12 protein-coding genes, 1 tRNA gene and 1 pseudogene are annotated in these 12,067 nt (G+C 65.5%); 6 read left to right on the top strand and 8 right to left on the bottom strand.

The annotated features are described in order from the left end of the window. Together Y705_RS20190 and Y705_RS0114160 are read left to right on the top strand one after the other, a co-directional pair. Positions 1-411, top strand: a pseudogene (locus Y705_RS20190) (PTS lactose transporter subunit IIC); the annotation flags it as partial. 41 nt (positions 412-452) lie between these two features. Further along, on the top strand, positions 453-731 hold the full coding sequence (locus Y705_RS0114160; protein ID WP_026533334.1) for an HPr family phosphocarrier protein: 279 nt from the start codon (positions 453-455) through the stop codon (positions 729-731). Positions 732-951: 220 nt separating this feature from the next. Here Y705_RS0114160 and Y705_RS0114155 read toward each other — a convergent pair whose 3' ends face one another. From Y705_RS0114155 to Y705_RS0114140, 4 genes are all read right to left on the bottom strand, one after another. Continuing rightward, positions 952-1,677, bottom strand: coding sequence for a hypothetical protein (locus Y705_RS0114155; RefSeq protein WP_155850092.1), 726 nt, complete (start codon positions 1,675-1,677; stop codon positions 952-954). Further along, complete coding sequence (locus tag Y705_RS0114150; protein ID WP_343212769.1) at positions 1,674-2,411, bottom strand: hypothetical protein; 738 nt, start codon at positions 2,409-2,411, stop codon at positions 1,674-1,676. The genes Y705_RS0114155 and Y705_RS0114150 overlap by 4 nt, the downstream gene beginning before the upstream one ends. Positions 2,412-2,548: 137 nt before the next feature. After that, positions 2,549-3,862 carry an endonuclease/exonuclease/phosphatase family protein gene (locus tag Y705_RS20185; protein ID WP_081738081.1) on the bottom strand — a complete coding sequence of 438 codons (1,314 nt, stop codon included), beginning with the start codon at positions 3,860-3,862 and terminating at the stop codon, positions 2,549-2,551. A 178-nt stretch (positions 3,863-4,040) separates the two neighbouring features. Then, positions 4,041-4,113, bottom strand: a tRNA-Lys gene (locus Y705_RS0114140). A 151-nt stretch (positions 4,114-4,264) separates the two neighbouring features. Between Y705_RS0114140 and Y705_RS0114135 the strand changes: the two genes are divergently transcribed. The 3 genes from Y705_RS0114135 (at position 4,265) to Y705_RS0114125 (ending at position 6,732) form a co-directional block, all read left to right on the top strand. Beyond that, the gene (locus Y705_RS0114135) at positions 4,265-4,912 is read left to right on the top strand and encodes a hypothetical protein (protein WP_026533331.1); all 648 of its coding nucleotides are present in this window, start codon (positions 4,265-4,267) and stop codon (positions 4,910-4,912) included. A gap of 191 nt (positions 4,913-5,103) precedes the next feature. Further along, entirely contained in the window at positions 5,104-5,721 is a 618-nt protein-coding gene (locus Y705_RS0114130; RefSeq protein WP_026533330.1) for a DUF47 domain-containing protein, read from the top strand. Continuing rightward, positions 5,722-6,732 carry an inorganic phosphate transporter gene (locus tag Y705_RS0114125; RefSeq protein ID WP_026533329.1) on the top strand — a complete coding sequence of 337 codons (1,011 nt, stop codon included), beginning with the start codon at positions 5,722-5,724 and terminating at the stop codon, positions 6,730-6,732. A 32-nt stretch (positions 6,733-6,764) separates the two neighbouring features. On the opposite strand, the gene pstB is transcribed toward Y705_RS0114125, so the two are convergent. The 4 genes from pstB to pstS all read right to left on the bottom strand — a co-directional run bounded on the left by pstB (position 6,765) and on the right by pstS (position 10,848). Continuing rightward, positions 6,765-7,544: a phosphate ABC transporter ATP-binding protein PstB gene (gene pstB / locus Y705_RS0114120; protein ID WP_026533328.1), complete on the bottom strand. Its 780-nt coding sequence runs from the start codon at positions 7,542-7,544 to the stop codon at positions 6,765-6,767. 30 nt (positions 7,545-7,574) lie between these two features. Beyond that, entirely contained in the window at positions 7,575-8,678 is a 1,104-nt protein-coding gene (gene pstA / locus Y705_RS0114115; protein ID WP_026533327.1) for a phosphate ABC transporter permease PstA, read from the bottom strand. A gap of 1 nt (position 8,679) precedes the next feature. After that, positions 8,680-9,612: a phosphate ABC transporter permease subunit PstC gene (gene pstC, locus Y705_RS0114110; RefSeq protein ID WP_026533326.1), complete on the bottom strand. Its 933-nt coding sequence runs from the start codon at positions 9,610-9,612 to the stop codon at positions 8,680-8,682. 120 nt (positions 9,613-9,732) lie between these two features. Beyond that, positions 9,733-10,848 carry a phosphate ABC transporter substrate-binding protein PstS gene (pstS, locus tag Y705_RS0114105; protein WP_026533325.1) on the bottom strand — a complete coding sequence of 372 codons (1,116 nt, stop codon included), beginning with the start codon at positions 10,846-10,848 and terminating at the stop codon, positions 9,733-9,735. Between the two features lie 204 nt (positions 10,849-11,052). Here pstS and Y705_RS0114100 point away from each other — a divergent pair. Beyond that, a partial coding sequence (locus Y705_RS0114100) for an FUSC family protein (protein WP_026533324.1) occupies positions 11,053-12,067 on the top strand: 1,015 nt, incomplete at its 3' end.

Here is a 12,067-nt window from a genome sequence, read left to right as displayed (position 1 = left end):
GCGGCCGTCATGGCCGCCGGGATGGTGCCGCCCCTGGCGATGGCCCTTGCCACAGTTATCGACCGCAACCGGTTCTCGGTAGCGGAAAGGGAGAACGGCAAGGCGGCCTGGCTACTGGGCGCGGCGTTCATTTCGGAGGGCGCAATTCCCTTCGCAGCCGCGGATCCCCTGCGCGTGATCCCCTCCTCGATGGTCGGCGCAGCAGTCACCGGCGCGATGATCATGGGAACCGGAGTCACCTCCCAGGCACCCCACGGCGGAATCTTCGTCTTCTTCGCCATCGGCAACGTGGTTATGTTTATAGTGTCGATTCTCGTGGGCACGATCATCTCCGCACTTCTCGTCGTCGCACTCAAGCGTCACGCAGCACGGCGGAAGGATGCGGTCCCCGCTGAAGCGGTAGCGGCATAGGCGCCACCAGTAGTAGGTCCATCAACCAGAAGGAACACACCATGGCAGAACGCAAAGCAGCAGTGGCAAGCCGCGTAGGCCTGCACGCCCGCCCCGCTTCGATCTTCGCCGAGGCGGCGGGGGAGATTCCCCTGGAAGTCACCATCGCGCTGGAGGGCGAGCCCGCGGAGGAGGCGATGGACGCGTCGAGCATCCTGTCGCTCATGAGCCTCGGCGCATCGCACGGCGACGTCGTGGTACTTCGTGCGGAGGGCGACGGCGCCGAGGACGCGCTCGAGACACTGGCGAAAATCATCGAAACGGATCACGACGCCGAGTAGCCGGCGGCGCGTCTCTCAAAAAAAAGCAGGTGCGTCCACCCGTTCTAATGGACGCACCTGCTGGTTTTAATAACGATCCGCTGACCCCCCACGGTCAGCGGCAGTTACATATTCATTATTTTTGCATACGATGATGAAAACGTGAACAGCAGTTGGACACAATTCGGTCACTATCGAGCGGGCACGCACGGTGCTCCATCCCCAGCGGCGTCCGGCAGCCCTACTGAGCGAGCAGGTTCGACCGGCCACCGCTCCTTGCCGCGCGTCGTTTGCTGAACCAGATCAGGCAGAGGCCGAGCACCACACAGAGGATGGCGCTGAAGGGCAGGATGATCATCCCTGCCGCCAGCTCGACGTTGAAGAGCTCAAGCACCGCGAACACCGTGACCGTCCCGAAACCCAGGGCGAGGAATGCGCCGGCCAGACGGTGAAGGAAGCGGGCATTCCTGTTGACCACGGAGACGAGGGCCGGGCCAACGAGGCATGCTGCGACGTATCCCGGATAGAGCCGTCCCGCCTCGCTGTAGTGCTCCACTGCTTCCTGGTCCGCGAAGGCTGTCAGGCCCGTATCACTGTAGGGAAGGTCGCTCTGGAAGAAGAAGTACACGGTAAAGGCGACCGTCGCTGCCAGGACTGCTATGCCCAGCGGGCCGACGATGAACTTCCGTGCCCGCGGTGCCTTGAACGCGGCCACCATCCGTACGCCCAGAAGGACGAAAACCGCGTACAGGCACAGGCGGATTGCGAGGTTGGCCAGGTTGACACCGCCCAGCAGCCGATCCACTGCAAGGTAGATGGGCTCGAGGGAGAGTCCCACCGCCACGGACAGCAGCAGCAGGGCGGTGAACACCACCCTGCCGCGTCCGCGAACCACATCGGGGAGCCGGATCGCCGCCCCCAGAAGGCACGCCGCCAGCGCCAGCCATTGAATCGCCACTACGCTCATCCCAGGTTCTCCCATATCGCTTGATCCTGGCCGTCGTCGAGCTCAGCCTTCCGCAACTGCTTTCCAAGAACCTCCAGGCGGTCCCGCGCAAGCTGCACAAGTTCGATATCGGTGAGGACCTCCAGCGCGCGCCCCCTTGCGTCCCCGGGCCAGCCGCCCTCCCCGGGAGTCAGGAGCCCCGTCACCACGAGGCCGCTCGTCAGCGACACCCCTGCAATCCGGGCCGCCTCGACGGCGAGCTCCGGGCTCAACCTGCCGGCGGTCAGCTGCGCCGAGACGTTCTGGCGCGCCACGCCGGTCCGGGCTGCGAGGCTCTGCCGCAGGTCCCCGGGATCAATCGCCTCGACCCAGGCCCGCACTGAATTCCGGTGGGGAAAAGGTGCCAGCTCCAGCCCTATGGGTTCATCGGTGCGCTCCGCGTCCTCGCTGCGCGCAACCAGTAACCGCAGGATGTCGATGGAGGACACCTGACTCACCAGCTCGGCATCCGTCGGAGGGCGGAGGCCGAAACCCAGGTCCCGGTAGCCGTCGAACTCGCCCAGTGCCTGCACAGGATCCCTCGAGTATCCCCGCGCAATGGCGATGATGGTGCCCACTGACACTTTTCCCCGAACCAATTGCTGCGCAAGGGTGGAACGCTTGATCCCGGCCGTCCGGCAGACGTCGGAAACGGTGTCATCCGGAGCGATCCGGGAGCGCCACAGCTGGAATGCCTTGGCTGTGACGGCCATCATTCCCTTCCGATTGGACTTATCGTGCTTCCCTGGAAGTATACTGAAGTCACTGGCTCCCCATTCTGCGATTCCCCCATACGCAGAACGCGGAGCCAGTTTCAATTTAAGCAACCCGGGCCGGCCGGTCGCTTGCCGCCTTACTGGTTCCTGAGCGACACGTCCACGGAGACGAGCCTGTGGTCGCTCGTCGGGAATGGAAAGATGCCGGTGAGTTCCGACCCCGGGGTGCCCACCTTCGGCCAGTAGATCCCTGACCCCAGCACCTTGAGTGTCCTTGACGGCAGGACGTAGTCGACGCGGAGGTTGCCCACGCCCTGGTCCTCGAAATCAGCTGTGTCATGGCGGGGATCACCCCGGTGCCCGGCGTTGGCTGCACCCTGGAGAGCCGAGGCCTCGGCCGCGCCGTCGGCGGACGGCGCGGGATCCTGGACCAGCCTGCTCTCCAGCAACTGGTCGATCGAGCCGCGCAGCGAGTCCCCGTCCCGGGGGTCGCTGTTCTGGTCACCCAGAATGACGAACCGCTCGCCGCGCCCCAGGCCGCCGAAGCGGCCGTCGTCGTCGTAGATGTACCGGGCCGTTTCTCCGCCCTGGATGTAGTCGGCCCACAGGCGGATCTCGTCGAAGTTCCGCTTCCCGTTGCGGTCCTCCGTCCCGTCGAAAGTCGGCGGCGTCGGGTGGCTCACCAGAACGTGTACGGTCCTGCTTCCCACCGTGACCGGGACATCCCAGTGCGACTTGCTGGAGAGCCGGACCGTGGCCAGCTCGTCCGCCGAGAACCAGCCGGCATCCCGCACCACCGGATCGACGGGCAGCCGGGCGTCCGGCATGTCGCTCCACCGGAAGTTCTGGAAGGTCCGCACTCCCGCTTCGTCGATCGGATACTTCGAATAGACCACCATGCCGTACTGGCCCTCGAACGTTCCGTATCCGTAGGAATCCTCCGGGCCCCCGACGGAACCATCGTTGTTCAGGTCGAAGCCGCTCGGCACGCCGGTATTGGAAGGCGCGGTGTAGATGTAGGGATAGTCGGCGGGGGCCTGCCCCTGCTGGCTCACGCCCAGGTAATTGGTGCGGAACAGCTCGGCTGCCTCATGCCGGGCGTCGTAGTCGAACTCATTGAGGAGGAGGACGTCAGGCTGGGCGGCCTGGACGACCTGCGCCACGGCTTTCGCCTGCGCATCGGAGGGGTCAGCGAGGTCACGGATGAGGTCCCCGGGGTTCGCGCGGTTCAGACTCGCGTTGTAGGTCGCGAACCGGATCCCCTTCCGGTCCGCGCCCTGATCCTCGGGGGCGATTACCAGGGCGGCCGGCCCCCGGACGGGGACAGCCTGACCAGGGACCGCCTGAGCGGGGACAGCCTGGACAGGAGCTGCCTGCGCAGGGACGAAGGAGCCTGCCGCGAGGACTGCTGCCGCAACGAACGCAACCGTCCATGTCCCGAATCTCCCCATCGGACCCCTTCCAAAATTAGTTTCCTGCAGAAACTTAAACCCTACCGATGATCGGGTCGATGGAACGGGTGGGGAAATAACGATTCGAACTCAGGCGCCGTGTGACAAGCACAACGCATTAAAAGGCAAACCCCCACCGGCCTCGCGGCCGGCGGGGGTTTCCACTTCCGGAAGGAAGTGGGCCCTGAGGGGCTCGAACCCTCGACCCACGGATTAAAAGTCCGATGCTCTACCATCTGAGCTAAAGGCCCGACTCGAACCCGCTGGTGGATACCAGCCGGAACGACCACCTAACTTTATCGCAAACACCGCGGACCCGGTGCACGTCCGTCCGACGCCGCTCCCCGCACTGCGCCAGGACGGAACCTACAGGCGGGCAGTCCACAGGAGTATTCTCATTGCATGGATGGCGAATATACGAACAAGAGTCCGCGGCCCCACAAGCCCAAGCAGTTCGCGCCCGTGGATTTCGAGGTCTTCGCGGGCGGGGTGGACCCCTCACGTGTTTCCGAGGCAGCGCACATGTCGGCGCACGCGCTCGTGCATCACGGCCGGGGAAGTGATGACCCGGAGATAACCCGCCGCCTCGTGGAGCTCGCCGACCAGCAGGGCCTTGAAGCGATCGCCGAGATGTGGGCGGAGAGCCCGGCCCGCTCGTTGCCGGGCGCCCTGTGGCGCCTGTATGCGCTGCGCGCCGCGACCCAGCGCGATCCTCAGCGGATCGCCGCCTACTTCGCCTCCGGCAAGGAGGTGGCGCAGGTGTCCAAGGTGGTGGCAGGCGTGGCGGAACCCCCGGGTGCGTCCGAGATGACCGCAATGGCCGACACCATCCTCTCCGGTGCGTTCGAAGGCGATTTCGACGTCGCGCTCGAGCGCTTTGCCGCCTTCTGCCGGGTGGTTGCCCTCGGACAGACGAATCATGCCGAAGCCGCAGAGACCGGCAACGGGGCGCATGCCTCCCGCCTGACGAAGAACTCGCACCAGCTCATCAAGACTGCCGAGGACCTGGAGCATGCTGCAGCGTCCTGGCGCCGCGGTGAACTCGACTGACCCGACTGTGCCCCGCTGATCTTGACACGGGCGCCGCAGAGTAGAACACTAAAAGTGGCGTCGGACCGTGGAACCCCCGGGCTTCAACACTCAGCCGCTTCGAGCGGCCTTCCGCCGAGAGGCGCTCCCGGTTCGACGCCATTACTCTGCCTCCAGGGACAGCCTCGGGCGCATCATGCCAGGAAGATTTAGTGAAGCTACGCCTATTTCCGCAGGAGAACGCAGGGCTTGAACTCCTGTCCCGGATGGCTCGGCAACTGGTTCTCGGCGTGGGCACGATGTCGGCGATCCTCGGAGCAACAACCGAGGAGTACGACCGCCTCGCTGAGGAACTGCACCAGCACGAGGCCGCGTCGACCGACCTGCACTTCGCGCTCCTGACCTCCATGCGGACCTCCTTCATCAACCCGCTTCCCCGCGAAGACCTCTACTCCCTCTCCCGCCTGCTCAACGAGGCCATCGAGAAGCTCGACGGCGCCGCTGAACTCATCGCCCTCTACCGGTTGAGCAAACTGAGCCAGCGCGCCGCCGACCAGTTGGAAGTGATCAACCGCCAGGCCGAACTGACAGCCGTGGCGATGCAGCGGCTCGATTCGATGGACGAACTCGAGGAATACTGGATCGAGATCCTCCGTCTGGCCAGGCGGGCCGAGAGGACCCACCGCAGCTGGTGCGCCGAACTCCTTCGGGATCACAAACCACTGGTCTACGCCCGTCACCGGGATGTCGCCAACCAGCTTGTCGATGTGACGAAGGATATTCGCAGGGTAGCCACCCAGGTGGGCAGCATCCTGGTCAAGGAATCCTAGGTGGAAGCCCTCCTCCTCGGAGCGGTAGTGTGCCTCGCGGGAGGGTTCGCCTTCCTCAACGGCTTCCACGACGTCTCGAATTCAGTGGCGACCGCTGTCCGCACCCGTGCGCTGACCCCGACGGTCGCCGTCCTGCTCGTGGCTCTTTTCAACCTCACGGGTGCGCTGCTCAGCACGTCCCTCGCCCTGTTCTTCACCGAGGCAGCGATCGGCCTGCCGACCGGCCCGTCCGGACTGGTCATCCTCATTGCCGGGCTGCTGTCCGCGGGGTGCTGGGGGTTGTTCACATGGCGCCGCGGCAAGCCGTCGTCGTCCACCCACGCACTGCTCGGCGGGCTCGTCGGCGCCGGCGCCGCGTCGCAACTGACCGACGGCCAGGCCATGGCCGGGGCTGGACAGACGTTGCTCCTGCAGATCGCGCTGCCGCTGCTGCTCTCCCCCGTCGTCGCCTACGTGCTGGCCTACGCGATGGTCTTCCCAGCGACCTGGCTGCTCCGGCACGGTGCGCCCGGCAGGGTGAACCGGGGCAACCGGATGGCGCAGTCGGTCTTCGCCGGCGCTTTCGCCCTGGGCCACGGCCTCCAGGATGGCCAGCGGACCATGGCGGTCATTCTCCTGGCCCTGGTGGGAACAGGATACTCGAGCGGGTCGCAGATGCCCCTGTGGGTCCAGGTGTTCGCCGCCGTCCTCCTTGCCACAGGCTCGCTGTTCGGGGGGTGGCGCATCACCCACACGCTCGCGCACCGGCTGGTCCACATCGATCCGCTTCGGGGGATGACGGCCCAGGGCGTCAGCTCGGCGATGCTCTTCGTCGGGGCGATCTCCCTGCAGATGCCGCTCTCCAGCACCCACACGATGACCTCGGCGATCATCGGCGCCGGCGCCAACCAGCGATTCTCCACGCTGCACCGGCCCGAACTGGTCCGGATTCTCGCGGTATGGCTCGGTACCGCCCCGGTGACGGCGCTCCTCGGAGGAATTTTCTTCCTGGCACTCAGCCCGCTGCTGTAGCGCCGGGTACTGCTTCGGTGCGCCGGCGGCGCCTATCCGAACCGCCCGGACACGTAGTCCTCGGTGGCCTTCTCGGCGGGCTTGCTGAAGATGGCCGCGGTCTCACCGTATTCGATCAGCTTGCCCGGCTTACCGGTGCCCGCGATGTTGAAGAACGCCGTCTTGTCCGAGACGCGCGCTGCCTGCTGCATATTGTGGGTCACGATCACCACTGTGTACTCGTTCTTCAGTTCGTTGATGAGATCCTCGATGGCGAGGGTGGAGATCGGGTCGAGGGCCGAGCACGGTTCATCCATGAGGATCACCTGCGGCGAAACCGCGATGGCCCGCGCAATGCAGAGGCGCTGCTGCTGGCCTCCCGAAAGGCCGGATCCCGGACGTCCCAGGCGGTCCTTGACCTCGTTCCAGAGGTTCGCGCCCTGCAGCGACTTCTCCACCAGGGCATCGGCGTCGGATTTGCTGATCCGTCTGTTGTTCAGCTTCACCCCGGCCAGCACGTTGTCACGGATGGACATGGTGGGAAAGGGGTTGGGGCGCTGGAACACCATTCCGATCTGGCTGCGCACCGTTACGGGATCCACCGCCGCGTCATAGAGGTTGTCACCGTCGAGCAGCACCTCACCCTCCACACGGGCCCCGGGGATGACCTCGTGCATCCGGTTGAGGGTGCGCAGGAACGTGGACTTGCCGCAGCCCGACGGGCCGATGAAAGCGGTGACGGACCGGGCTTCGATGTTGATGTTGACGTCCTCCACGGCAAGGAACTTGCTGTAGTAGACATTGAGGTCCTTGACGTCGATTCGCTTGGACATGTGATCCTTATCGGTTGTTGCCGCGGGTTCTCAGCGGCTGGTCTTGGGCGCGAACATGCGGGCGACGAAACGGGCCACCAGGTTCAGGAGCATCACCATGAGGATCAACAGGAGGGCGGCGGCCCATGCGCGCTGCGTACTTGCGTCGATATTCGTCGGCGACGTCGGAGTGAGGATCTGGTAGTAGATGAACGTCGGAAGGGTGCTCATCCATCCGCTGAAGACGTTCCAGTTGATGGCGCTGGCAAACCCCGCCGTCACCAGAATAGGTGCAGTCTCGCCGATCACGCGTGCGATGGCGAGGGTTACGCCGGAGGCGATACCCGAAATGGCAGTGGGAATGACAACCTTCATGATGGTCCGCCACTTCCGGACCCCGAGCGCGTAGGACGCCTCCCGTAGCTCGTTGGGAACGATCTTCAGCATCTCCTCGGTGGATCGGACCACCACGGGAATCATCAGGACGGAGAGCGCGACGGCGGCCACGAAACCCGTTCGCGTGCCCGGCCCGAACAGGAGCCCGAAGAGCGCTGCGGCGAAAAGGCCGGCCACGATGGATGGAATGCCGGTCATGACGTCGACGAAGAAGGTGATGGCGCGCGTCAGCGGTCCGCCCGTACCGTACTCGATGAGGTAGATGGCTGCCAGCAGGCCGACCGGAACCGAGATCAGCGTGGCCCACAGGGTGATCTGCAGGGTGCCGATCACGGCGTGGTAGGCGCCGCCGAGCACGGGCGTCCCGTTCTCGGCGGCACTGTTGTCGACCGCTCCCGTCACGCCGTTCATCGAGGTGAACAGGAAGTCATAGGAGATGCCGGGCAGCCCCCGCTCGAGGACGGTCCAGATCACCGAGAGGAGCGGGAGCAGCGCCAGCAGGAAACAGCCGTAGACAAGGTAGGTGGCCAGGGAGTCCGTTGCCTTGCGTCCGCCCTCCACCGTGGCAGTGACGAGAGTTGCGCCGACGACGAAGAATACTGCCGCGAACACCGCCCAGGTAACGATGCTGAAGCCCACGAGGGCCGACACGGCAGCGGCGAGGACGACGGCGGCGGCAAGAACCACCCATACCGCGTAGCGCGGCAGCCTTCCCTTGGTCAGCTGGGACTTGCGACGGCTTAGTGTTGCGCTGGTCATGTCAGTTCGCCCCCGAGAATTCCTTGTGGCGGCTGATGATCCAGCGCGCGATGATGTTGACGGCCAGGGTGATGACGAACAGGACCAGTCCTGCCGCGATCAGCTCACTCAGACGCAGGCCGAACGCCTCCGGGAAATTGAGCGCGATCTCGGCGGCAATGGTCTGGTTGCCGGACTGGATCAGGCTCGCCTGGAGCGCACCTCCGGACAGCACCAGGGCAACGGCCATGGTTTCTCCCAGCGCCCTGCCGAGGCCCAGCATTGCCGCGCTGATGATGCCGGGCCGGGCGAACGGGAGGACCGCCATGCGGATCATCTCCCACCGCGTGGCCCCCATGGCGAGGGCTGCCTCCTCATGCAGGTTGGGCGTCTGGAGGAAAATTTCCCGGCTCAGCGACGTGATGATCGGCAGCACCATGACGGCGAGCACAATGCCCGCAGTGAGCATGGTCCGGCCCGTCTGGCTGGCGGGGCCTTCGAAGATCGGGATCCAGCCCAGGTACTCGGCGAGCCAGGCGTAGGCGATGGCGAGCTGCGGAGCCAGGACGGCGTAGCCCCATGCGCCGTACACCACCGAGGGAATCGCTGCCAGCAGGTCGATGACGTATCCGAAGATCTGCGCCAGGCGCCGGGGCGCATAGTGGGAGATGAAGAGTGCGACGCCGATACCGAGCGGCGTCGCGATCAGCAGGGCGATGGCCGCGGCGATGACGGTGCCGATGACGATCGGCAGGATGTACGAGCCGAAACCTGCACCGCCGGTGATTTCCGCGGGGTCCGCACTGAACGTCGGAAGCGCCTGGACGAGCAGGAAGACGGCAACACTGAAGAGGACCGCCAGTATCAGGCCGCCTGCGGCAAGCGTGGCTCCGGAGAAGATCTTGTCTCCTGAATCGCCGGCTCGCCCCGTGCTGGTCAGACTGTTGGTTGACACTGGGAACCCTTCAGAACGGATGATGGCGCTGCTTCGGTAAGTTTTCACGGTCTTCGGCGGCATTACAAGCTGAGCTGACCCGCCCGGTACGTTTCCCCGGGCGGGTCAGCGCGGGAAGCACTAGGAAGCGACGGCGATCGAATCGATCGCCTGCTGGGCCTGTTCCCGCAGCGCCTCGGAGATGGGAGCGTTGCCTGCGGAGCTGGCGGCGTCTTCCTGGCCCTGCTCGCTGATGGCGTAGGATCCGAAGGCCTTGGCGAGGTCCACCGTCTCCTGATCCTCGTAGGTGGTGCAGTAGATGTGGTAGGACACGAGCACCACGGGGTAGGCGCCGGATTCGGTGGTGTCCCGATCGAGATCAAGGGACATGTCGGTGTCCGCCCGGCCCTCCACGGGAGTGGCGACCTCGACGGCCCGTGCGGCGGCTTCGGAGCTCAGTTCCACGTACTCTTCGCCCACCTTCACATGGGCCTGGCCGAGATCACCGACGGCGGAAGCGTCGGTATAGGTGATGGCGCCCTCGGTGGCCGTGGTGGTCGAGACCACGCCGTTGGTGCCCTGGGCGTTCTCGGCCACGATCTCCGCCGGCCAGTCGCCCGACGCCTCGTCCGTCCAGACCTCCGGTGCGGCAGCGGCGAGGTATTCGGTGAAGTTCTCCGTGGTGCCCGATTCATCGGCACGGTGCACCACGGTGATGGGGGTATCCGGAAGTTCCACGCCCTCGTTCTGGGATGCGATGGCGTCGTCGTTCCAGGTCGAGATCTCACCGCGGAAGATGGAGGCGATCGTGGCGGCGTCGAGGTTCAGTGAGTCGACGCCGGGGAGGTTGAACGCGACGGCGATCGGAGAGACGTACGCGGGGATGTTGATCGCGCCGTCGGGCCCGCAGACTTCCTTCGACGCCTCGTACTCTTCGTCGTCGAGGTAGGCGTCCGAACCGGCGAACTGAACGCCCTCGGCAAGGAAAGCGTCACGGCCGGCCCCTGATCCGTCCGGGGAGTACTGGATGTTCGCTCCGCTGTGCATCGCCTGGAAGCCTGCCTTCCACGCGGTCATCGCGGCGTTCTGGGCGGATGATCCGGCGCCCGTCAGGGTTCCCGTCACCTCGGCGGCCGCGGAGGTTGCTCCGCCTGCCAGTTCAGGCTGATTTGTCGCGTTGTCAGAACCGCAGGCCGTCAGCGCCAGCGCAGCTACGGAGATTACTGCCGCTGCGCGGCCAAAACGAAGAGCCTTCACGAAATGTTGCCCCTTCCAGGGTTTTGTCTAGTCGTGCGTCAGTCGCACCCGAATCGGGAGATACGCGTTCTTGTACATTCTCGAAGTTATGCGCCGCAGGTAACGAGACTGCCCAAGGAAAGTGAACGGAAGGTGAACGGCCCTTGGCCATTATGTTCACCCGACGGCGAGGTGGCGTCCGGGGATGGCTCCTAGACTGGGGGCATGCCGCCGCGCAAGGGACTGACTGCCTTCCGCTCGTTCCTGCGCACCAGGACACGGGTAGGGCTCAAGCGCAGTTCCTCCTCGGTGGTGACCGCCCTGCAGATGACCGTGTGCGCGGTGGGCGCCTATGCGTTCGCCGAGCAGGTGCTCGGGCACGACGGTCCCCTGTTCGCCGCCACGTCCTCGATGATCGCGCTCGGCTTTTCGCGCGACCCACGGCTGCGCCGCGTGCTAGAGGTGGGGCTGGGCTGCACCCTCGGGATCGCCCTGGGGGACCTGCTGCTGACCCTCTTCGGAACGGGACTCTGGCAGGCCGCCGTCGTACTGTTCGTGTCGATCCTGCTGGCCCGGTTCCTCGACAGCGGCACCATCTTCACCACCCAGCTCGGCCTGCAGTCGCTGCTCGTGGTACTGCTGCCGGCGCCCGAAGGGGGTCCGTTCACGCGGAGTGCGGACGCGATAGTCGGCGGGCTGTTTGCGCTGGTGATCACGATCATCGTGCCCCGTGATCCCCGCCGTGAACCCAAGACGAATGTGCGCGGACTCCTCGATGAACTGGCGGGCGTGCTGCGGGAGAACGCGTCGGCGCTGACCTCGAGTGACGCGACAGCAGCGTGGCATGCCCTGGTGCGCGCCAGGGCATGCCAGCCCGAACTCGACCGGCTGACGAGCAGCATGCGGGCCGCGAAGGAAATCGCGCGAATCTCCCCTCCATATTGGCGGCACCGGAGCGAACTCGGCTCTCTCGGCGGCTCGATCGACTCGATCGACCTCGCCATCCGCAACAGCAGGGTGTTCTCGCGCCGCCTCACCTCCGTCATCAACCACGCCGCACTGACCGACGAGGCCATCGCCTCCCTCAGCCAGGCGCTCGAGGACACCGCCGATGGAGTGGACGTGCTGAGCCGCGCCCTGTCCACGTCGGACGGCGCCGAGCGCCGGGCGAATCTCCGCTCCGCCCGCAATGCGCTCGCCGCCGTCGCAACGGACCTCCACCCCAAGGCACTGCACGTCC

The sequence above is a fragment of the Arthrobacter sp. H41 genome (assembly GCF_000520535.1).
Lineage (GTDB): Bacteria > Actinomycetota > Actinomycetes > Actinomycetales > Micrococcaceae > Arthrobacter_D.
This window is presented reverse-complemented; position numbering and strand designations above follow the sequence as displayed.